General features: G+C 43.3%; 23 protein-coding genes and 1 pseudogene. 11 read left to right on the top strand and 13 right to left on the bottom strand.

The features are described from left to right. Positions 1-92 precede the first annotated feature (92 nt). From QO187_RS11305 to QO187_RS11285, 5 genes are all read right to left on the bottom strand, one after another. Positions 93-1,070, bottom strand: coding sequence for an OmpA family protein (locus QO187_RS11305; protein WP_102092621.1), 978 nt, complete (start codon positions 1,068-1,070; stop codon positions 93-95). 97 nt (positions 1,071-1,167) lie between these two features. After that, the gene (locus QO187_RS11300) at positions 1,168-1,482 is read right to left on the bottom strand and encodes a helix-turn-helix transcriptional regulator (protein WP_201571278.1); all 315 of its coding nucleotides are present in this window, start codon (positions 1,480-1,482) and stop codon (positions 1,168-1,170) included. A gap of 104 nt (positions 1,483-1,586) precedes the next feature. After that, on the bottom strand, positions 1,587-2,258 hold the full coding sequence (locus QO187_RS11295; RefSeq protein ID WP_185156617.1) for an IS30 family transposase: 672 nt from the start codon (positions 2,256-2,258) through the stop codon (positions 1,587-1,589). Between the two features lie 232 nt (positions 2,259-2,490). After that, positions 2,491-3,615 (bottom strand): Fic family protein, encoded by a 1,125-nt coding sequence (locus QO187_RS11290; protein ID WP_102093720.1) that lies wholly within the window; start codon positions 3,613-3,615, stop codon positions 2,491-2,493. A gap of 370 nt (positions 3,616-3,985) precedes the next feature. After that, positions 3,986-4,777, bottom strand: a complete 792-nt coding sequence (locus QO187_RS11285; protein ID WP_228153196.1) for a class II aldolase/adducin family protein — start codon at positions 4,775-4,777, stop codon at positions 3,986-3,988. An 85-nt stretch (positions 4,778-4,862) separates the two neighbouring features. On the opposite strand from QO187_RS11285, the gene QO187_RS11280 reads away from it, so the two are divergent. The 11 genes and pseudogenes from QO187_RS11280 (at position 4,863) to QO187_RS11230 (ending at position 16,030) form a co-directional block, all read left to right on the top strand. Beyond that, on the top strand, positions 4,863-5,552 hold the full coding sequence (locus QO187_RS11280) for a Crp/Fnr family transcriptional regulator (RefSeq protein ID WP_371548401.1): 690 nt from the start codon (positions 4,863-4,865) through the stop codon (positions 5,550-5,552). Positions 5,553-5,693: 141 nt separating this feature from the next. Further along, positions 5,694-7,412, top strand: a complete 1,719-nt coding sequence (locus QO187_RS11275) for a phosphoethanolamine transferase (protein ID WP_371548400.1) — start codon at positions 5,694-5,696, stop codon at positions 7,410-7,412. A 106-nt stretch (positions 7,413-7,518) separates the two neighbouring features. Then, positions 7,519-8,214 (top strand): response regulator transcription factor, encoded by a 696-nt coding sequence (locus QO187_RS11270; RefSeq protein WP_371548399.1) that lies wholly within the window; start codon positions 7,519-7,521, stop codon positions 8,212-8,214. 127 nt (positions 8,215-8,341) lie between these two features. After that, positions 8,342-9,682 carry a sensor histidine kinase gene (locus tag QO187_RS11265; RefSeq protein WP_371548397.1) on the top strand — a complete coding sequence of 447 codons (1,341 nt, stop codon included), beginning with the start codon at positions 8,342-8,344 and terminating at the stop codon, positions 9,680-9,682. A 179-nt stretch (positions 9,683-9,861) separates the two neighbouring features. Continuing rightward, positions 9,862-10,335 (top strand): diacylglycerol kinase, encoded by a 474-nt coding sequence (locus QO187_RS11260; RefSeq protein WP_371548395.1) that lies wholly within the window; start codon positions 9,862-9,864, stop codon positions 10,333-10,335. A gap of 138 nt (positions 10,336-10,473) precedes the next feature. Next, complete coding sequence (locus QO187_RS11255; RefSeq protein ID WP_102093710.1) at positions 10,474-11,283, top strand: PAP2 family lipid A phosphatase; 810 nt, start codon at positions 10,474-10,476, stop codon at positions 11,281-11,283. Between the two features lie 203 nt (positions 11,284-11,486). Further along, positions 11,487-11,885 carry a YceI family protein gene (locus QO187_RS11250; RefSeq protein WP_265734908.1) on the top strand — a complete coding sequence of 133 codons (399 nt, stop codon included), beginning with the start codon at positions 11,487-11,489 and terminating at the stop codon, positions 11,883-11,885. Positions 11,886-11,893: 8 nt separating this feature from the next. After that, on the top strand, positions 11,894-12,100 hold the full coding sequence (locus QO187_RS11245; RefSeq protein ID WP_322868753.1) for a YceI family protein: 207 nt from the start codon (positions 11,894-11,896) through the stop codon (positions 12,098-12,100). 121 nt (positions 12,101-12,221) lie between these two features. After that, entirely contained in the window at positions 12,222-13,595 is a 1,374-nt protein-coding gene (locus QO187_RS11240) for a cytochrome c (RefSeq protein ID WP_102093729.1), read from the top strand. A 56-nt stretch (positions 13,596-13,651) separates the two neighbouring features. After that, positions 13,652-15,253, top strand: a pseudogene (locus QO187_RS11235) (flavin monoamine oxidase family protein). Positions 15,254-15,340: 87 nt separating this feature from the next. Next, the gene (locus tag QO187_RS11230; RefSeq protein WP_371548392.1) at positions 15,341-16,030 is read left to right on the top strand and encodes a cytochrome c; all 690 of its coding nucleotides are present in this window, start codon (positions 15,341-15,343) and stop codon (positions 16,028-16,030) included. Positions 16,031-16,051: 21 nt separating this feature from the next. On the opposite strand, the gene QO187_RS11225 is transcribed toward QO187_RS11230, so the two are convergent. The 8 genes from QO187_RS11225 to QO187_RS11190 all read right to left on the bottom strand — a co-directional run bounded on the left by QO187_RS11225 (position 16,052) and on the right by QO187_RS11190 (position 23,317). Next, on the bottom strand, positions 16,052-16,471 hold the full coding sequence (locus QO187_RS11225) for a PaaI family thioesterase (RefSeq protein ID WP_102093709.1): 420 nt from the start codon (positions 16,469-16,471) through the stop codon (positions 16,052-16,054). Positions 16,472-16,613: 142 nt separating this feature from the next. Beyond that, positions 16,614-17,156: a DUF3124 domain-containing protein gene (locus tag QO187_RS11220; RefSeq protein WP_101206454.1), complete on the bottom strand. Its 543-nt coding sequence runs from the start codon at positions 17,154-17,156 to the stop codon at positions 16,614-16,616. Between the two features lie 44 nt (positions 17,157-17,200). Continuing rightward, complete coding sequence (locus QO187_RS11215; protein WP_102093707.1) at positions 17,201-17,902, bottom strand: TrkA family potassium uptake protein; 702 nt, start codon at positions 17,900-17,902, stop codon at positions 17,201-17,203. 68 nt (positions 17,903-17,970) lie between these two features. After that, positions 17,971-19,731, bottom strand: coding sequence for a TrkH family potassium uptake protein (locus QO187_RS11210; protein ID WP_371548390.1), 1,761 nt, complete (start codon positions 19,729-19,731; stop codon positions 17,971-17,973). 213 nt (positions 19,732-19,944) lie between these two features. After that, the gene (locus tag QO187_RS11205) at positions 19,945-20,883 is read right to left on the bottom strand and encodes a DMT family transporter (protein ID WP_102093704.1); all 939 of its coding nucleotides are present in this window, start codon (positions 20,881-20,883) and stop codon (positions 19,945-19,947) included. Between the two features lie 77 nt (positions 20,884-20,960). Beyond that, entirely contained in the window at positions 20,961-22,115 is a 1,155-nt protein-coding gene (locus tag QO187_RS11200; protein ID WP_102093703.1) for an FAD-dependent oxidoreductase, read from the bottom strand. 131 nt (positions 22,116-22,246) lie between these two features. Further along, positions 22,247-22,669: a Replicative DNA helicase gene (locus QO187_RS11195; RefSeq protein ID WP_102093701.1), complete on the bottom strand. Its 423-nt coding sequence runs from the start codon at positions 22,667-22,669 to the stop codon at positions 22,247-22,249. Positions 22,670-22,828: 159 nt separating this feature from the next. Next, complete coding sequence (locus QO187_RS11190) at positions 22,829-23,317, bottom strand: M48 family metallopeptidase (RefSeq protein WP_102093700.1); 489 nt, start codon at positions 23,315-23,317, stop codon at positions 22,829-22,831. Positions 23,318-23,349 lie beyond the last annotated feature (32 nt).

The raw sequence follows: 23,349 nt of genomic DNA, 5'->3' as shown, positions 1-23,349 counted from the left end.
ACTCTGCTAATTAGCCTGAAAAATGTCCATTAGAGATTAACCGCTAGTTTTTAGCCTGAATTTTGTCTATTACACCTGAAATTTATTTGATATTAATTATTTGGTCGCTCTTCAATAATGGCAATCACACGGCGATTAAGCTGACGGCCTTCTACAGTATTATTGCTGGCTCTTGGCTGTAACTCACCATAACCAATGGCATTCAGACGCTCAGGTGCAGTCCCAAATTGAGTGATTAACACTTCTTTTACAGCATCTACTCTACGTTGTGATAATGCTTGGTTATATTTTTCACTAGCACGGCTATCAGTATGTCCCTCGATAGTAACTAACGTATTAGGATATTGCGCCATAAACTCTGCTACTTCAGAGATCTTAGAATAGTAGTCTGGTTTTACTATAGATTTGTCGGTGTCAAACAGTACTTCGAGTTCAATAGTCATTTTTTCAGTTAATACGGCTGGTTGTTCTACTACTGGTGCTGGCTGCGTTACTGGTGGTATTGCAATCACTGGTGTAGGACAGTTGGGGACGACACGACTAATTTGGTGCGTTTGATAGCGCTTGGTTGCTAATAATGGCAATGCACTCTCTGTTGTTATCTGATCCAGTGTTCCTTGTCCACTTTCGTCCATGTCTACGTAGAAGAAGTACGTTTGACCACTAGCTAATTGGTAATCTTTTTGCTCAGCGAGCAAGTTATTGTCTTTAAAGCCAGTGGCATGAGCGCTTAGTTGGTTTGTGCCTACACAAGAGTTGACGGCGGTGTAGTTACCAGGATGTAGGCTGACTTGAAATCTGTCGTTGATTGCGATGTTGGCACTGGTTTGCTCAGGATCATTATCATTTTTTCGGATGAATATCAGGCGAGTTTCGTCATTAGCCACTTGTTCTGCTAGCATCTTACTAATATCAGTATCTACTTGGTTATTCCATGCGACTTTGCCAACACGTCGGCTATCTCCATCGTTATCAATACTATTATTGCTAGTAGTAGCACAGGCAGATATACCAAAAAAAATCGTTGGTAGCATAATAGTAGTGATGGCCTTTTTAAATACCTTTTCCATAGTAGATTCCTAATTTATTGGTTAAGTTATACGCTGGCTGCAATAAGCTAAGCTCGTTTTGAGATAATACTCAATCATAGTTTATAATGCGTTGACGTTAATTGTTGTGGCTCTCTATGTGATACGCAAGATTGTTTTGATAGTTTTTAGGTGTTATTCCAAACCAATTTTTAAAAACTCTGAAAAACTGACTGTGTGATTTGTAGCCCAATAAATACGCAATATCGGTTGTTGATAAATTCTGTTCAGTTAAATACATTTTAGCTAGGCGCTTTCTCGTTTCCTCTAAAACTTCTTGGAATGAGGTACCTTCTTCATCGAGCCGCCTTTGTAAGGTACTTACACTAATATTCATTGAGTCTGCTAAATTTTTGCGAGTTGGGGGAATCATACCCATCATTGTATCAATCATTATCTCACAGTGCTACTTGTAACTAACTCCCACAAATTGAGTTGATAACATATTATATAAAGGGTTTATATAAAATCGTCTTCCAAGATCATTTTCAGACTTTATCAAAACGCCTGTTCACCTTTTAGCATGCCAATACAAGCTTGTGTGACGGCTACTGCCTTGCGATTGGGTAGCGCTTTGATCTTAGTCTCTCGAGTTGTTCTATCCACTAGAGTGACAAGCACACCTTGATGTCCACGACCAACCACCGTATCCCCTTCATAATCACCCATACGACTGCGCGTATCAATGATACTTGGACGCTCAGTGATATCACAGCGGTTCGCTATCTTTCCGCGCCTATCATAACCTTGCAGACGGCGTTTCCTATAGCGCTTTTGACATCTAAGGGCGCTATGTAAGTTACCCCCTGCCTTTTTGTCAGTATAGATGTGTTGATATATCGATTCATGGCTTGGGACCTCTTGCCAACCCAGCATTCTCAGTCGCCCTGTGATTTGCTCAAGTGAGTAGTGCTTGCTGAGTAGATGATCAATATAGCACCAGCCAAAGCGGCTGATCTGTGAGCTATTCACAACTTTGCGCGCGTTTGCCAATCGATGGGCTTGTTTGGGGCGATAACCCCTTTGTCCCATGTTTCGCCTTATCTCTCGACTCACCGTTGATTTATGACAGCCAATAATTCTAGCTATTTCACTCATGCCTTTTTTAGCTTGCAATAGCGCTGATATTTGATATCTTTGCTCTTGGGTAAGATGTGTATAGTGTTTCATAACGTTCTGATATGTAGGAGTTGAAGTTTGAAATGCAACACGGCACATCTTACTCTTCAACTCATTCTTTTAAAACGTTGCACTTCTTATTTGAATCTAGGAGCTTAAATAACCCATACAATGAAGTGTTATTTCAATACGACCTTAGTGAACGATGCTGAAGTAACAGCAAACCTGAACTTGGGATATTTAAATTAAACAGCCTTACGGTCAAACTCAAAGTACATAATCCTTATCGCAAAGCCACCTCATAACTCGTACTGCGTCCTGATGCTACAGATTTTTGCATCATATCCTTCTCTATTAAATCATTAATATCTCTTAGTGCCGTGTCTATAGAACACTTAGTCATGGTCGCCCATTTTTTAGTGGTGAGTTTGCCATAAAAATCAGTCAGCAAAATATTTAACATCTTCACCTGCCTATCATTTAAAGCATGCTGTCGATGCGTCTGCCAAAAGCCTGCCTTATTGATAATTTTATCCGTGGTTTCTTGAGCTATAATGAGGGATTGCTCTAGCGTTTGCAAAAACCACACCAGCCAATCCGTGATATCTTTATCACCTTTTTGCGTACGTTCTAGTATTTTGTAATAGTCGTTGCGCTGTTTAAGAATTTGCGCTGACATACTATAAAAGCGTTGGGCACTGTTATCGCTTTTTGCCAGCATTCGTTCTGTGAGTGCTCGTGTTAGTCGTCCGTTTCCATCATCAAATGGATGCAGAGTCACAAACCATAAATGAGCAACACCTGCTTTTATGACCAAATCTATATCGTCTTGCTTATTTGACGAAGTATTAAACCATAATAGAAATTTGTCTAGCTCATCTGGCAACCTATCTGCACTGGGGGCAACAAAATGAACCTGCTCACGACCATACCCACCAGACACTACTTGCATCGGTCCTTTACTATCATCACGGATACTGCCTGCTTGAATACGATAAAGCCCACTATATCCATTTGGAAATAATGCTCGATGCCATCCGAGTAGATCATCTAATAATAACGGTTGTTGATAACGATAGGTGGCACTTAGCATCATCTCTACCACTGCATCGATCTCACGAGTAGTGGTTGGCATACTGGCATTATCCAGCCCTAAGTGCCGCGCAACTGAAGAACGAACCTGCTCATCATTTAGCGTCTCACCTTCTATCTCAGAAGTTTTGATAATCTCTAAGGTCACCGCATCTAATTGTGCCTCAACATTCAGATCGAACCCTAGTGTTAGTAGCTTTCCTAATAAATGGCCTTGTAATATCCGCACACGACTGACGAATGGCAATAGCTTCTTGTCCGACCATTGCCATTCAGTCCAATTTGAGTGCTCATGAATATAAGTAGTATGCTTCATACGTTCCCCAGAGATATGCAGAGATTAGAACAGTAATCTCCTTATATTATGCAGAGAATAAGCAGTAGAAACAATACGTAGAAATTCAAAAACGACAATAGCAGACGTAATAAGAATAGATTCTCAACGAACAAACATAGTTTTTTTGTTCTGAGAAGGGCTTGAGTAGAGGTAAAAACACTATAAAAATACAGTGCCTAAATACGAGTTAAATTTTATTGCATTATAATTTACATTGTGATTATTCAATCGTATAATATCTACAGGCCATAAAGGTCAATGAATGTAAGATATTATCACAATAAGCATTTTCGTCGACCTACCTTGACATGGTAGAGGTTGCCACTCATCAAGAGTTATCATTAGAGATTTACTCCTCAAATGATGGGTCAGTACGACGCAGCTTTCTTAATAAAGCAGGCCATGCGATATCACCATTTGCTCCTCTAGTCACCTGCTCTGATGCAGCTTGGATACCAGCCAATATTTGTGCTGGTATTGGCGTCAATGCACCGCCCCCACTCTGCGCTTTGATCTGAATCTCACACGCTCTTTGCATGATATACATGTACAAGAACGCATTGGCGACCGTATCGGCACAAGTGAGCAGACCATGGTTACGCAAAATCATAAAGTGAGCATCACCTAGATCAGCAACCAAACGAACCTTTTCTTCAGGGTTTAATGCGACGCCTTCGTAGTCGTGGTATGCCAAGTTAGATAGCGGAAATAATGATTGTTGCGAGATAGGTAGCAGGCCTTTTTCTTGCGCTGAGACGGCAACGCCATCATTTGTGTGCAAATGAATAACACAATGCGCATCATCACGAGCTTCGTGCACAGCACTATGAATGATAAATCCAGCTGGATTAACCTCAAACTCTGATGGTGCTACTTTTTCGCCTGCTTTATTGACCTTGACCAAACTAGAGGCGGTAATCTCTTCAAATAACATCCCGTACGGATTGATTAAAAACTCATCCTCAGTACCTGGTACGCGCGCAGAGATGTGAGTGAATACCAAATCATCCCAGCCATAAGAGGCAATCATTCGATAACAGGCGGCAAGATTTACGCGCATCTGCCACTCTTGTTCGCTCATATTATGGTGTACACTCGAGGTTGAATCGGTCGATGTCGCGGTTTGCATAGTTGCTTGCATAGTGTATTCCTTTACTGTGTTAGATATCCTGAATGATTACTTTACACCATTTCATAAAACCAAATCTGTCAAAAACATTACACTTATGAATATCAATCATTATTTAAATAACGACCCATGGTTTAGTCAATTGCCAGCCATTGTGCAGCCACTACTGGCAGGCGATGCGGTGCTAAAGGTATACCAAAAAGGCCAAATGATTCATGCCATCGGTGACAACGATGATGCGGCGCTACACTTTGTCGTGTCGGGTGCGATTAGAGTCTGTAACGTGAGCGCTAGTGGCCATGCCATGACGTTGGCGCATCTATCTAGTGGTGAGTGGTTTGGTGAAATATCTATCATAGATGACAATCCTCGCACACATGATGCGTGGACGATTAACAAAGTAACGCTCATCTCAATCCCAAGAAACCTAGTCATTCAGACAGCGCAGTTGCATCCTATTTTATACAAGCATCTGGCGCTTATAACTTGCCAGCGGATTCGCCGAGCATTTGATTGGATTGACGATGCTACCTCACTCAATACCTCAGCGCGATTGGCTAGCATGCTGATTGGACTGATCGACACTTATGGACAGCAAATAGGAGACGATATCAAAATAGATCTGCGCTTATCGCAAGAAGAGCTAGGCTTTATGCTTGGCACTACTAGACAAACTATCAATAAAATTATTCAATCATGGCAAAAGCAGCACCTTATTGATATGCATTATGGTTTTATCACCATAAAGGACAAACCCCAATTGATGGCAATGATGAATCCTGCCTGACTTAAATGTATAAAATCATCTCAGAAAACACCTCACCATCTAACTTATTCTAGTTAGCATCAACCGCCTTAACATCTTCTTAACAGACCACTTGCTATGGTAAGGAATGACGTTTCCTACCATCTGTTGAGAAGTATCTGTATGTCCATACCTCAAGTCATCAAGACCAATGTGCTCAAAATCAAAGCACCCAACGCCAATACAAAGACCAGCTACCTTAGTAAGCTCTATAATCGTGAGATAAATCTCAGTTATCTTATTATTATCGTGGCTTTATATTTGGTAGCGACTGCAAATATTGCGTTCTTTGAGCAGGTGCTAAATGTCTATCCATTTAGCACAAACATGGGTTTTATACTCTCCATCACAGGTTTGTTATTTGGACTGATGTGGCTGGTATTACAGCTGCTTTGCTATCGCCCTATTGCCAAACCAGTGTTGATTGCGCTACTGATTACTGCCGCTATCTGCGGTTATTTTACCGATGCTTATGGGACGATATTTGACACCAACATGCTGATTAACAGTCTGGAGACCGATCAAGCAGAGGCGATGGGATTGTTTGCCCCCAGCATGGTCATTCGACTGCTGATATTAGGCGTGTTGCCAGCATTTATCATTAGCAAAATTCGTCTAAAACGCTTTACTTGGCAACGCAGTATTCTACAAAAAACAGCCACGTTGATATTGTCTATCGCATTGATCGCAGCGTGTCTTTTACCCTTTGGTGACCAGTACGCCAGCTTCTTTCGTCAGCATAAACAAGTCCGTTATTATGCTAACCCGATCACGCCTATTTACTCTACGATCAAACTTGGCGAAAACTATATCGATGAGCTACGCCGTCCTGATACTTTCACGCTACATGCGACAGATGCAAAGCGTGTGTCACCTGCTAATAGTGTGAGTGGCAATGCTAAACCAAAACTGATGGTGTTTGTGGTTGGGGAAACGGCTCGCGCTGATCACTTCGGTTTAAATGGCTATACACGCAACACCACACCGCTGCTCTCAAAACAATCAGACCTCTATAGTTTTCAGAATGCTGTCTCTTGCGGCACCTCTACGGCCTACTCCGTACCCTGCATGTTCAGCTATGCAAATCGAGCAGACTACGATATCGATACAGCCAAGTATAATGAAAACGTACTAGATACACTAAGTAAGCAAGGGGTTAATGTTATTTGGCGCGACAATAACTCCAGCTCTAAAGGCGTGGCTGATCGTGTTACTTTTGAGGACTACAAAACGGCTGATACCAATCCGAACTGTGATGTCGAATGCCGAGATATCGGTATGCTTGATGGGTTTGATGCACTTGTAAAGTCAGGCAGCTCACAGCAAGAGATGCCGAAAGACACACTTATTTTGCTGCATCAAATGGGCAATCATGGCCCCGCCTATTATCAGCGCTATCCCAAAGCATTTGAAAAATATAATCCTGTTTGCATGACCAATGAGCTGTCTAAATGTGATGCTCAGTCTGTGATAAATGGTTACGATAATGCGATTCGCTATACTGATCACTTTTTGAGTAATGTGATTGATACGTTAAAGCCTTATGAGCAAGATTATGATGTGGTAATGGTATATATTAGTGATCATGGGGAGAGTTTGGGTGAAAATAATATCTACCTTCACGGCTTACCCTATAAATTTGCACCAGATAGCCAAAAACACGTGCCTACGATAGTTTGGTCGCCCAACAGCAATAGTATCGATACTGAAAGTCTTTCTAGTATGGTAAATGAGCCTGTGTCGCACGATTTCATTACCCCGACGTTGCTGAGCTTCTTTGGTATTACGACCGATGAAGTCAAAGGTGCAGCAACTTTTTTCAAACTGGCCAATTCTAATTGAGTGGTTAAAAGTGAGTTATTCCAAATAATTTATTAAAACAGCTCTCTACATTCGTTTTTATATTACTCAGTCCTTTTAGGTAACCACTATTTTTTAGGTCAGCATCATGTACAAGATACTCGTCATTGAAGACAACCCTGATATCGTGGCCAATATTTACGCGTTTTTTGAGCCAAAAGGGTTTGAATTGGACAACGCGCATAATGGCTATAGCGGGCTAACACTTGCCTCAAACAATCGTTATGACGTGATATTGCTAGATGTGATGCTGCCAGGTATGGATGGCACGCAGCTGTGCAAAAAACTCAGAGAAGAGTTACATGACAAGACTCCCGTATTAATGCTCACAGCTCGCGATACAATCTTGGATAAAGTCGCTGGTTTTGATAGCGGTGCTGATGATTATTTGGTCAAGCCGTTTTCGTTGGTCGAGTTGGAATGTCGTATCAAAGCGCTCATACGTCGCACCGAGGACGATCATTTTGCCCACAGTATTGCGGTCGGAGCGTTGTCCTTAAACAATAGTGAGCATACTATTATGCGTGAGGGACAATCACTGAAGCTTACCCCCACTGGCTTTAAAATATTGCACATCCTCATGAGTGCAGCGCCTAGAGTCGTCAGTAAAACTGAGATTGAAGAAAAAGTATGGGGACTAGATATACCGAGTAGTGATGCACTGCGCACCCATATGCATAGTGTGCGCGCACAGGTTGATAAGCCATTTGACACACCCATGATAGTCACAGTACCTGGCGTAGGTTACCAAGTTGTTGACCCTAACAAATCAGCAAGCGCGTAGTTGTGATTGCAGCATGAATTGAATAAACCTCATGTGACTTACTAACCGACTTACCATATCGTATTTATCGCTCTATTACATATAGCCCTGTTATATATCGCCTTTTTCTATTAAGTTGTCTCATGCCATGCTCAATATAGACTCGATAGCCAATAAGTTCAGACTGTCTTACTTCATATTCGCGTTATTACTGTGCGCAGCTTTTGTCAGTATTTTCTTGTACGCGGAGAGCCGAATAGAGCAAGATTTGGTCAAGGCTCGCCTATTGCAGCAGCTAGAACTCAGTCAAGAAAAGTACGGTGACCAACCTATTTATGTCGCCGAACCAGGTATCAAGATTTATCGCTATGACAAAGCACCTGCCAGTTTGCAAGCGATAGCCAATGACACGGTACAAGAGACTTCTGTCACTGTTAGTAAAACCTCTGGAGCAGGTCATGCCAACCTGCATCTTTTCGCCTATACTCAAGATGGTCAAACCTATATTTTGACTTACCTAGAAAACACCGAAATGGTGATGGGAAATTACCCAGTCTTGGCGATATTTGAGCACCTAGAAGACATATTTGCAGATACGCTAAAAGTAGCCGTGATTCTAAGCTTACTTATCGCCGCTATCTTCTCTCAGTTATCTTCCAAACAGATCATCAAGCCTTTATTGGATTTGAAGCAAGCCATCGAGACCGATCATCATAACTTAAGCGATTTGACACACTTGCCATCTGAGGTTGGTGTCTTGGCACGGGCCATCGATGAGAAAAACCACAAGTTAGAGCAATATCTCAAGCGCGAGCAACTGTTTACTGGTGATGTCAGCCACGAGTTACGCACGCCGTTGACTATTATCATGGGAGCTTCTGAAGTGTTGGCCTCGCAATTAGACGCTGACAGCCACTTAAATGAATTTACCAATCGCATTAGCACTACTGCCAAAGAAACTTCTGAGATCATCACCGCCCTGCTTCTACTATCGCGCGCGCCTGAAAAGTTAGACGCACCGCAAACCTCTATTAATAGTATCGCTTTAGCGGAAATGCAGCGCCTAAAATACTTGCTGCGGTATAAGTCTGTCACTTGTCAGATAATTGCTGAGCAGGAATACAGCGCTTACGTACGCCCCGAACTCCTAAAAATGGCATTAGGCAACCTCATAAAAAATGCTTTTCAATATACCGATGATGGCGAAGTGACCATTACTATCGATGACGAAAAAATCACGGTGACTGATACTGGCTTAGGTATTCCTGAGGCGATGATGCCTTTACTCTATGAACGGTTTGAGCGATTAGAGTCTCAATATAAAGACGAGCAAACAATCCTGTTGTCAGAGCATGAGACAAAACATAAGGTTGAAGGGTCAGGTCTAGGACTCAGTATCGTCCAGCGTATCATGTCGCATATGGGCTGGCAGCTCACTCACCAAGCCAATCGCTCAGGTGGTAGCACCTTTAGTATTTATTATAAGTAACCTTGTGATAGTCCAAAGACATCTTCATTTCCTAATCATTGATTACTGATTGGGAAATGAAAAATTTAAACACCCATTACGCTTTATTCTTATCCATCTATATCCTCTTAACGTTTTCTTAACCTCTCCCGTCTTATACTCAGGCTATCTTAATTTTAATAGACCATTAAGGATGTCCTATGAAGCAAATCACTCATACCAACCTTATAGAGCCGTTAGCCGAGCATAGTTCTGTCAACCAAACAGCACATGATAGTGCACTTGCAGCTGACAGCTTCGCAAGTCATGCCAAAGGCAAAACAGGAATTTACCGCATTATAAAAGCCACTGGTTACTCTATAGATGGCTTTAAGGCCGCATATAAATTTGAAGCAGCTTTTAGACAAGTTGTGTGGCTCAATCTTGTACTGCTAGCTGCTGTCATCGTTTTGCCTTTTGCGCTTGGTATAAAAATGATGCTAGTCGTCGCGTCTTTTTTATCTTTAATTATTGAGCTAATCAACACAGGACTCGAAGCTTGCGTTGACCATACTTCAACCGCCAAACACCCACTCGCAAAAATCGCAAAAGATGTCGGCTCTGCGGCGCAGTTCTTAGCGTTAAGTTTGTTAATGGTTTTATGGGTAATGGCATTATCTGCTCTATTTTATTAAAGTCTGCTCTATTTTATTAAAACATGGCGAGCACTCGCCTAACAGCACAATGCGTTGCTAGCGCTATCTTAGGTAAACAATAAAACAAAGGTCGTATTAAAATCCATCAACATCGCATATACGTTATTAGGTGTAGTCATGACTTCAGAAAACAACGCAATGACTTGGGACTGGCTAAAACTACTGTGCGTGACCATCATGGCCACCTTAGTTTTTGAGCATAGCCAATTAGATGTACGCATCAGTAAGCTTTTTTACAACAATGGTCACTGGCTACTCGAAAAAGGCGCGCAGCCTTATGCGTTTATCTTTTATGATCTACCCAAAGCGTTGTTGATTCTTTTGGCTGTCTATCTCATAGCCGTTTTAGTTATCAAGTACAGACAGTCAAGGCTTAATGCTACTGCCTTAACCTGTAATAAGCTCCATCGTAGTAAGCTTGATAGATTTCTACTTCCTTTATCTATGCGCGAGATTAGCTACCTACTAATTATATTAGCAGTTGTACCTGCTACCATTGCCACGCTCAAAGGCTTCACCCATGTCAGTTGCCCAAATGACTTAGTTATTTTTAATGGGGATTTGCCCTACCTCAATCTTTGGCAAAACATAGTAGCAGCAACGCCTGCCAGATGCTTTCCAGCGGCTCACGCCAGCGCAGGGTTTTCTTTATATGGACTGGTTTTTTTACCGACATTGAGAAAATACCGCTATCAGATAGTCATATCAGTAACTGTTTTGGGCTGGACAATGGGACTGTATAAAATGCTGTTTGGTGATCATTTCTTTAGCCATACATTGGTCTCAATGCTGCTGTCATTAACGATAGCTTGTGCGCTCGCAGCCCTATTTTTCAAACAATCGATTAAGAATAAAACACACAGTACTAGCGATGATAAAAGACATACTGGTCTTAGCTTGTCTAGCATTGAGCACTCTAACACTTAAAGTTAGCACTTATGTTCAGTACTTTGAATGGACGGTCGGTCATGACAGAGTTGTTCGTTATCTCTTTACTAAAATAGCACTACTAAGTATTTGAAAAACCCTGTATAAATAATAAACAATCACTGGCTTATTGTTAAGCAAACGCACGGATAGCGCTTGTGAATAAGCTCCTCTATATCAATAGCCGGTAAAGGAATGTGGCTATGCGCTTGTTGTCTATTAGGCCAAAACCATCACATATCTATTCTTCTTTGACCATTCCATTGCTACTCGTAGGCACTGCAAATAGCAGTCAAGCTGCCAGTTACGCTATTAATCCTGCCAACACTCATATTCGATTTGCTATTGAACGCTTTAAGAGTTCAGCCACGACTGGTGATTTTTATAATATCAAAGGTCAATTGCGATACGATCCAAACCGAAGATCAGGCGAAATCTCATTAATCATACCGATAAACTCCTTAAATACGGGCAACCCTTCTTTTAATAATAGTCTAACGGGGCCTGAATTTTTCGATATGCAGAGGTTTCCTTCAGCGCAGTTTGAATCGACAAGATGGCATTTTAATCAAGATAAAAAAACCCGCGTGTCACTCGGGTAGATGGACAACTGACTCTGCATGGCGAGACCCACCCAATTAGTTTAACCGCGACTAAGTTCGATTGTTATCTAAATACGAGCATTAGAAAAGATGTTTACGGTGGCGAGTTCACTGCTACGATTAATCGCACAAAATGGAATATCAATAAATTCGCTTGGTTCGGACTGACCAAAAACCTTGACTTAAGTATCAAGGTCGAAGCCGCCAGACAGTAGTACTTTTAATGTTTCGCCATTGTCTGAATAGATACGGGTAGTGATTTGCAGAAAGCTTAAAAAGGAATTAGACATGATTCATCGGTATTATAAGAGTATTGCGAAACCACTTTCTGCAATCATGCCAGCATTGTCATTTTCTTCGATAATAACACTGACATTGGGATTCAGCTTAGTGTCTACTGTCGTGATGGCAGGCACGGTCAGTTTGCCAATAGACACTTTGCCCAGTCGAATAACCCTACCAAATGTCAGCCCTGCTAATAGTGCGCTTGCCAATCGCGGCGCTTACATAGCACGCAGCGCCGACTGTATGGCTTGCCACCGTGATGACTATAGTGGCGGCGTACCAATTGAGACGCCCATTGGCAATATCTACTCGACCAATATTACACCGTCAACGCGCTATGGCATCGGCAACTATACTGAATCTGACTTCAAAAAGATTTTGCAAAAAGGTCGTGCACCCAATCATCAGCTTTATCCTGCGATGCCTTACCCGTCCTATCATGGCATGACAGATGAGGATATCAGCGCCTTATTTGCGTACTTTCAGACCGTTGCTATCGTAGACAAACCACCTGAAAAAACCACTCATTTGCCTTTCCCGTTAAATATTCGTAGCTTGATGCTGGCATGGAATGTCATCAATGTGCCTTCTACCGAAAATCGCTCAGGACTGACGAAAACTCAGCAGCGCGGTGAATATCTGGTCAATAACTTAGAGCACTGCGGTACCTGTCATACGCCGCGCAACTTAACTCAAGGCCTTGATAAAGATCGTTATTTATCTGGCGCACCACTTGGTAAATGGTTTGCACCAAATATCACCCCTGACAACGACACAGGGATTGGTCGTTGGAGCGAAATGGATATCGTGACTTACCTGCGTACAGGCACCCTTGATAAGCGCGCTTACGCGGGCGGCCCGATGGCAGAAGCTGTGGCGCACAGTACGCGTTATCTCACTGATGAAGACCTGATCGCAATGGCTGACTACTTAAAAGTCGTGCCAGCCATTAAGACCGATGATTATTTGATACCTGTCAATGTCTCTCGTCTACCGCAACCAGTCAGTAACTCGATTACTTATAACTTACTGGAGCAAAAAGACTATCTGGCGCGTACCAAAACGAATACTGTCAGCAGTGCCAACAATAGTGGTCTGAACAGCAACTCACCAAAAGACTTATATTTAGCACATTGCGCCAGCTGTCATGGCGTCGATGGTTACGCCCAGCCCGATGCGCGCTATGCATCCATCGTTGGCCTCAGTAGCATTCGCCGCGTAAAACCTGATGCGCTCGTTGGCGTGATTGCCTTTGGCGCGAAAGGTGCCTTTAACACAGCACCAAAAATGCCCGGCTTCTCAGAAGACTTAAGCCCTACACAGATTGCTAATATTACTAACTATGTACGAGTTAAATTTGGTGGTCTATCTAACAGCGATGTCAGCGCGGCTGATGTGATACGCGTGATAAAAGAGAAAAGTTAACCCTAAAACTGGTAATTTATAATACCGCAAAAACTCAGCACGATAAGGATACTAATATGAATGACCTGCTCCAATCCCCTACTCGGCGACAATTGCTCTCAATGATAGGTAAGACGGCAGGCGCGACCGCGATGTATCAAGCGATGACCACGTTGGGGTTTGCATCCGAGTCGAGCTTTAAAGAAGAGATGAATCTCAAAGGCGCACCGGCTGGTGCAAGTATCGTGGTTTTGGGTGCAGGATTGGGTGGTCTAACTGCTGCCTATGAGCTGCGCAAAGCAGGCTATAAAGTGACGGTGCTTGAGTACCAAAACCGTGGCGGTGGACGTAGCTGGACACTCAATAGTGGTGACAAGTATACAGAGCTTGGCGGCGCTGAGGTCACGTGCAACTTCGAAAAAGGCAATTACTTCAATGGTGGGCCATGGCGATTGCCCATCCATCACTATGCGGTCTTTCATTACTGCAAAAAGTTCGGTGTGGCATTGCAGCCGTTTATCCAAACCAATGATCGCGCCTATCTGCATCGTACCAATCACTTTAATGGTGCGCCGCAGCGCTTGGGCGAAGTACAGAGCGATATTCGCGGTTATGTATCAGAGTTATTGTCCAAGGCCGTCAATAAAGGTAGTCTCGATAGTACGGTCAATAAAGAGGATAAAGAAAAACTCCTCGAAGGACTAAAAGGCTGGGGCGTCCTTGATAAAAACTATCGCTATGTCAAAAGCCATGAAACCGGCAAGCATCGCGGCTACAGTGTGTATCCGGGTGGTGGATTGATGCCAGATGCCAAGCCTTCAATCCCCATACCGATGGATAAGCTACTAGACTCAGGCATGTGGTCGGACATTTATAGCAACTATACCGTGCATGTGCATCAACCAACGATGTTTCAGCCTGTCGGCGGTATGGGAAAAATCGGTGATGCGTTCACGCGCGAGTGCCGCGATATGATTACCTTCAATGCCAAAGTCACTAAAATCAATCAAGACGAAACTGGGGTTACCGTTGACTATGTCGATAGCAACAGCCCTGACGGTGCCACCAAAACCGTGCGAGCAGATTAGTGCATTTGTACTATTCCTTTGTCCATATTGACTCAGATTGATATCAACGTCTCCGCTCCGATGAAGAAAGCAATGGCAGCCGTTCCTTATGATAGCTCTTACAAAGTGGGTTTGGAGTTTAAACGACGGTTTTGGGAAGAGGATGAATGGATCTATGGCGGCATCACTTATACCGATATGCTCATCTCGCAAATCTCCTACCCGTCACAAGATATGTTTAGCTCAGGCTCAGGTGTGTTGCTTGGTGCTTATGGATTTGGGGAAGCCTCATACAAGTTTAACTCGTTGACTCCCAAAGAGCGTATCAATGCCGCGCTCGCCTATGGCAAACAGATTCATCCGCAATATACCAAAGAGTTCCGCTCAGGCACATCCGTCGCATGGCATCGTATCCCTTGGTCGCTTGGCTGCTACGGTATCTGGAGCGAGTCAAGTCGTGAGCAGTACTATCACACATTATGCGAGATAGATCATCGTATTGTGTTAGCAGGAGAGCATTGCTCACATATTCCTGCATGGCAAGAAGGCGCGATATTATCCGGTATGGATGCTGCCAAACGCTTACATCAAAAGGCCAAGAAACTTGGATAGCCAGCTTTTGAGTAATGAGCTTTGAATAACCAGGCTGCCGTTCAAGCAAGGATGATAACAATGAGACTAAGCACATTAGGAACAATCATGAACATGGTGACATCAAACTTAATCAAACCATTTAGCCCACTCAGCTCAGGCAAAGCAATGATGATGTTCATGGTTGGTGGGTCGATAGCGTTAACAACGTTGCCAGGCTGTAGTCAGTATAAGGCAAAAAACGCAGCCACTATCGCCAACCCGCAGACCGCACCCATGGTATTTGACAACAATTTTGACAATCAAGCCAGTCGCAATCAGGGTGCATGGGGCGGCGTATATATGTCCAAAAACGAGTTCACTGAACCCACCAGCAATATTGTCGATGTGCGCTCAATACCAAACATGAGTGAAGATACCAACCTGCAAAAATGGCTCGCAAAATTTGAAGGCAGCACACAAGGTAAAACGGGGTTCTTTGCCACTAATGGCAAAAAGCTCTACGATGACTCTTGTGCTGGTTGTCATATGCAAAAAGGTGAAGGCGCGCAAGGCGCAGGCTACTATCCACCGCTAGCCAATAACAGCAAGATGCAATCGAAGTACTATATTATTAGTGTATTAATCAATGGTCTACGCGGCATGCCATCATTCCACCGCATGATGAGCGATGAGCAAATAGCAGCTGTCACACAATACGTGCATAGCGATCTAAATAATTTCACAGATACAGTGACTACTGCTAATGTCGCGCAGCTACGCCATGAGTTTCCACCAGGATCAGACCCTAGTGAGTGAGTAAAATACACGACAAACTAGCTAACCTTCAATACGCTTAGGCGGCACCGAATACGTGCCAACCACATGAGCCACGATGTCATCAGAGCCTTCTGAATAAAGAGAGACTTCGCCCACTATCAACGTGCGTCCCACTTTCATCAAGGTACATTCGGCGATAATACGAGCACTTGCTGATGGCTTACGCAAAAAGTTGATGGTCAAACTCGTCGTCACCGTTAATGGGACGATACCAATTCTTCCAAGTATCGCCACATAGATGGCTACATCAGCGACAGCCATCATGACAGGTCCCGAAACTGTGCCGCCGGGACGCAGCTCATTGATACCGATCTCGTGCGATAAGGTCGCGCCATTTTCATTGACCGCCTCGACGACGCATTTGGTTTGGGGAAACTCCAATGCCATAAAGGCGCTGATTTCTTCTTTGGTTGCAGACATAACTCTTCCTTGAATTGAACTGTCCATGTTGATTCGTTTAATACATGTATACGATCATCGCTAGATAGCAAAATCGAAACTATTTTCGCCTATACTACAGTGCTCTTTTAATACTCTAAACTACGTAATGACGATACATATATCAATGTATCACGGGCGTGCCTTCTGTACTAAAGGCAAACCCTTTATTGCTAAAGTTGCCAATCATGACCGCTTCTATCACTGGTCTGACTGTCTCATCTACACCTTCGACTTCGATGATAAAGTTGGCACCAGAACCACCTTTGTCCTCTTCTTTTTCGACTATATAGTTCAGCGTGGCCATCGCTGGTAGCTCGATAGGCTTATCTAGATATGACTTGACCAATGCCCCATCTGTATCATAATAATCAATTTTATTAATATACAGTGACTTTTTGAGCGTGGTGTTACGTACACTCAGCGTCGCCGATAGCAGCACCTTGCGAGCGTCTCTATCGGTATAGATATCAGAATAAATCGGCACATAAAAGGTTTGCTTGTAACCAAACTGACTGTGATCCACGTCTGAGGTAATCGCCAACTCTTTAATCGGGTCTTTTTGATGTTCGGACAGAAGAACGTTCGGGTCTTGCGCGGACTGATCACAACCTGACAGTAGTGCCATTATAGCGATCAGTAGGACAGATATACTTCGCTTATTCATAATCATTTCCCTATACCTTCTGGTATCACTGCGATGGCAAGCTACTATTTTATTTTCACACCCACACTACGTAAGAACTGATTGATGTGTTTGTTGGCACCATAAATCACCAGTACATCGCGCTCTTGCAGTACTTGCTCAGGCGTTGCCAAACCTTGGATGCTAGGCTTGCTCTGCGTACGACCAAAGCTGTCTTCATAATACTCATAGCGCAACGTACTAAGCAATCGGATATTGAACTTTTGCTCTAACTGTAAGTCGTCGACAGTCTTACCGATCAACACATTTGGAATCTTAATCTCTACCATACTGAAGTTATCGCTCAATTCAAACGAATCGACAAAATAACGTAGTGACAGACGCTTAGCCCAGCGATTGGCCGCCTCTTTTTCAGGGTGAATCAAATCATCCACACCGATGGCTTGTAGGACTTTTTCATGTAGCGGATTGATACTACGGCTGATCAAACGTTTTGCTTTTAACGTCTTAAATAACGCCGTTGCCATGACATTGGCGCCTTGATCTTCGCCAATCGCTACAATGACAATATTGGTATCAACGATTGGTAATCCGCTAACCGTATACTCGTCCGTGGCATCCATACACAGCGTATGCGAAATCACTTCTTTATACGCTTCAACCCGTTGCATACTACTATCAATAGCAATTACTTCATGCCCTTGACTGGTCAATGCCGAGCCTAACGATGCACCGAAATTTCCTAGCCCTACGATGATGTACTTCATAACTTAAACAACCTTTTTTAGTATTTTTTTGCTATTTATTAAGAACGACTCAGTCTGTTTACGACGGATTAGTTAATCGTAATCTCTTCAGTAGGATAGCGATAATTACGTTGACGCATATTTTTTAGCAGTGCAATAAATATCGTCAGCATACTGACGCGGCCAACAAACATAATGACCGAAACCACTATTTTACTAAAATCTGATAAGTCTGCTGTCAGGTTTAAACTTAGGCCCACCGTACTATACGCTGAGAAGCATTCAAACACTACTTTAATCAAATCAAGCTCTGGCTGATCATAGCTGATGAGCGTCACGCCCGTACCGATGACCAGTAATGACAACCACATAATAGAAAATGCGCGGCGAACTGAAATCTCCGCAATCTCTCGTTTAAATACCTCTATCTTGGTCTGACCACGAGCTAGGCTCAATGTATTCAATAGCGCAATCGCAAAGGTACTGGTCTTAATACCACCACCTGTCGAGTTTGGCGACGCACCAATCCACATCAAAAATATCGTCAGCATCACCGTTGGAAAAGTCAGCTCACCCATATCAATGACATTAAACCCTGCCGTACGCGGGGTAGCCGCCGTAAAGAACCCTGTCACTAGCTTCCCAAGAAAACTGGTATGGTCAGCGAGCACATTATTGTATTCAAAGATCATCACCCCAATCAGACCGACTAGCAGTAATGCACCTGTAGTAATCAAAGTAATGCGGCTATTGATATTAAGTAACCAAGGCTGATAAATATAGCCTTGGTCATGGCGATTTATCAGCCGCTGAGCACGATAACGTAAATACCTAAGCACATTGACCACGATGGTAAAACCCATACCACCGAAGATAAATGTCATCGCCAGAATTAGCTGTAGCGAATAATTAAAACGTAGCGAATCATCGTACAAGCCAGCACTGAATGTAGAAAATCCAGCATTACAAAAAGCAGAAATCGCATGAAAGACTGAAAAGAATAGCTGCTCAGACCAGTCCATATTGGGTATGTCATAAATACTGATATAGATCAGCGCAGCCGCTACCGCCTCGACCGCAAATGTGACGTATAAGATAGACTTGAGTGTCGACACCACATCACCCATACCTCGCATATAAGACATCTCGCTGATGCTGGCTTGCGTCTCATAGCTGACACCGCCCTTAAAAAAATAACTGAAATAGGTCACAAAGGTCAAAATACCCAAACCGCCAATTTGTATCAGCCCCATAATAATAACTTGGCCAAAAGTCGTAAAATAGGTGGCAGTATCCACTACGATAAGCCCCGTCACACAAACCGCACTGGTCGCAGTAAAAAGCGCATCAACAAAAGACAGTGGCTGCGTCGTCGCATTGGGCATCATCAATAGCAATGCACCAACCAGCACTACGACTAAAAAGCTTAGAATAAAAAACTGGGCAGGATGTAGAAAGGTACGATTGAGATTGAAATTGTGATCGGAGAGTTCGCGGACGAAGGTGACAAACACCGCTATCTTTATCGCGACAAAGCCATCAACGGCAGCAGATAGGCCCGAACGTACTAAGTCCGTAAAATGCGCGGTCAATAAAATGATGATGGCAATGCTAGTCAGTGCGTCAAAGACGGCGACCTTATTAAGCGTTAATGGCTTTTTAGTATAGATATAACGGCCAGCGGTCACCATAAAGCTCAGCAAGATAATGACCAAATAGAAAATATGGAATACTTGCTGGAGCCACGTCGGTAGCGTAAAACCACTATCTAACAAGGCAATAACTACTCCGATAACACTAATAAGAATCGTAAAATTATTTAATAATTGATAACGTGTGGCTGCATTCATAGCCTGAGTCCATGACAACAATAACCACGATACTTATACTCCTTTTTTGTCGTATCCACAAAAAGTGATTTAAGTTAATCGTAACCAATTATTGAGTCATAGTAGCTATTAATAAGTTAGATACTGATAACCAGAGCCAGATAAGAAGTGCGCATTAGGAAGTAACGGTTTTAATAACTCTATAGTTTGGCACTATTATCTAATGCGCAATTATTAAAATTCTTCTTTTACTTTTGCTATTTTTACGCCGCCCCATGTCACCAATGCCACGCCAATCGCAATTAAGGTGGCGCCTAAAAATAAACCTTCTGGTGGACTTTCCCTTTGCAAAAAAATAGCGACGGGTACGCCGACAATGGCCCCTACCGCACCTAACAAACTCAGCAACACGGGCCCACCTGTCTTTTGCAATAAAAATAACAGTAAAAACTGTCCAGCAAATACGCATGCTTGTATAGCTATCATGCTTAGCGGCAACCAGTTCTCTAAAGATACAGCGATAGAGAAGTCTGACATCATACTAAATAAACCTAGCAGCAGCGCTGCCGCAATCAACATACCTGGAGCGAGTGCACCAGAAGACGCATTATCAGGCCAGCGTAATGTCCGATATATATTACCAATAGCAAGTAGCACTGGACCACAAAGCGCGATTAAAATCCAAAACACACTAGAATCTGGCGCAGAGAATTTATGTATGGCTAATGCTCCTGCCCCGATGAGTGCTGCGATGACCCCAAGCGCACGAACAATATAAAATTGCTCTATACGTAGTATCAGCGCGCCAAGATACGTTAGCAGTGGCGGCAATGAGAGGATTAAGGCGACGAAACCTGCGCCCACATGAGGAATGGCAGAAAATAATAGTAAGTTGGCGGCCGCGACACTGACCAGCGCCGCGACAAAGTAATACTCTAAGCTGCGCGCATTAAGAGGAGGGAGTTCTTTTCTGATGAGCGCTATCATAAATAAAATAACAGCAGCACCAGTAATCGACCAGAACAAAAACCCTAATGGGGTCAGACCGACATCGATAGCGTACTTTGCCACATTGGTCGAGATACCAGTGAGTGCACCGCCTGCCAGTAGACAAACAAAAGGCACCAGCCAAGTGGTTTTATGAATACTGGTTTGCTTGAGCGAGTCATTCATCGACTATCCTATTGGATGATGAATTTTTGAGTCATGTTGGATGGCTCTTATAATAGTTTATAACAGCATCCTAATAGCTACTGGCGCAAAATGTCAGTAGGTAAGCTTTGTATAGCGACGGTTGCTGCATCAATTGCTCCAGCGACATAACCAGGGAACTGCGCCGACCACTCACTACCACAACCTGTTAGACAGTCTTGCCACACGCCTGTTTTTGGCTTGGATGGCGGAGCTAATGCATGCTGACCGTTGCCGCTAGCATCAGCGGGCATCGCTGTTAATGGGTCTGTTGCCCAGTCTCTGAGATATTCAGCTTTTGGAGTACTTGCCTGCTCACCAAATAGTCGCACTAACTGGGCACGGCAATGTTCTTTTAGCACCGTATCAGAGACGCTCTGACGTACTTGAGCAGGAACACCAAAGAAACCAAACAATGCTCCATCGCTCTCTAGCGTAGAGGCATCATGTATCTCAGTGAGCGGCCCTATCGCACTGCGCGCGGCACCTGAGAGACCAGCATCTCGCCAAAATGGTGACTCATAAACAGCGACGTATTTGGCATGGGGAGCCATCCAAGTGGCTGTCTCGCGCCACTGTTCACTTAAGTCTTGCGGTAGCGCTGGCTGAAATGCTATCCGACCTTCTACCAATCGAGGCGGTAACGCAAGTAGCACATGCTGCGCTCGGAACGTCGTCACATGTCCGGTCACATGCCCAGAGCTATCTTCACTCTGTACTTCGATATGTTGAGGCGTCCTGTTTAATTGCTGTACGGTTTGACTAGTCATAATGCAACTAGCATCTAGGCGAGCATATAGCGCATCAATCAAAGCGGCCATACCACCGACTAGACGCATAGAAGGTGGTGCGCTTTTATAACCTTGCATACGCACAGGTGGCTGATTGGCAATGCGCTCAACCATCATATCGCCTGCTTCGAACTGCGCAAAACGTGATAAATCTAACGACTCAATAAGCGTACTTAACTGCGTTTGATAATCCGGCCAAAACCAAGACGGTCCTAAATCAAACGCCGCGCTTGATTCTGCTTGATCGATATCAGTACTGTTATTAGTAGCATGCGCATCTGAACATTTAGCAACTGCAATGCGACCACCTAAGGTATTACGCGCCTCTAACAGTCTATACGCTATACCCTTTTGCTCTAATAAAAGGGCAGCATATAATCCACTTAACCCACCACCGACGATTACCACAGGTATGTCTTGCATATCGGATTACCCTATTTATAATCGGTTCAATATAACTTGGATATCAGGAGGCCGAGCGAAAGTAGTACAAGCAGTAGGCTGATCGAGACTGACGCCGTCCCCAATTTATAGGGGATTGACTATAAACCAAACTACTCTGCCAATAGCTTAGTAAGCATCTCATCAATCTCAACCTTGAACTCTTTATCTTCGATCTTATTGGCTGTGACTTTGGCATTTTGTAGGCTTTGGATAGCGGCTTCTTTTTCACCTGTCTCAAGCTGTAGCACCGCCATAGAAAAAGCAATCGATGACATATGGTCTTTTGAGTTAATGGCAGTAGCTTTTGCCAGTGCTTTGTCATAAATAACCAAAGCCTCATCCAAATCTTCTGTGAAATCAGCAAGTGTCTCCCACTGCTCGGGATAGTCTTTATCGGTGTTTTCATTGTCGGTACAAATGGCGTTTAATTCTGCATAAAGCGCATCAAATTTTGCTTGGTCGCCGCGACGGTCAGCCTCTAGCAGCTCTTCGGCTAAGGTGTAAATGGCTTTATATATTTTAGTATTGATCATTTTTTTCTCTATTTTTCGTGAGATAACAAAAAAATTGTGTCTCAATTTATGATTTGGCAGTTAAATTTTTAGTACAGGCAAGCTTAGCACGGTTAGCGATAACGTTGAGCGTTTTCAGACGGTGGCAAAGAGATGTTTTGACTTTATATTGCTGTCCAATCATTGCTCTTGCCAGTGCAACCATAAACGCATATCTAATTCGAGCTGATGATACTCAGGTTCCATATGACAACACAGTTGATAAAACGCCTTGTTATGATCATGTTCTTTAAAATGCGCCAGCTCATGTACCACAATCATCCGTAAAAACTCTGGCGGTGCGTCTTTGAATAGACTGGCAACTGTGATACTGTTATGGGATTTAAGCTTGCTGCCTTGCACGCGAGACTGGGTAGTATGGATACCTAGCGCATGCTTTAGTACCTTTAACTTACGGCTATAGCTGACGCTTGATAGCGGGCCAATCTTGCGCATGTATTGGTTTTTTATCTCATTGACATAGTGATAAAGCGCCTTATCACTTTGCACTTGGTGCTGGGTGGGATATTTTTTATCCAAATACTCACCCATCCGACCGTCGCTTATCATTTGCGCCGCTTGCGTTTGAATCTGCTCTGAGTAATGCGCTATGTATTTTAATCTAGTCAAAACGATATCCTTTGTCTATGTGTTAAAAGCTG

The organism is Psychrobacter sp. Arc9 (assembly GCF_041431295.1).
In the GTDB taxonomy this organism is placed as follows: Bacteria; Pseudomonadota; Gammaproteobacteria; order Pseudomonadales; family Moraxellaceae; genus Psychrobacter.
The sequence above is the reverse complement of the archived record's forward strand: the minus strand, read 5'-3'. Positions and strand labels throughout refer to the sequence as shown.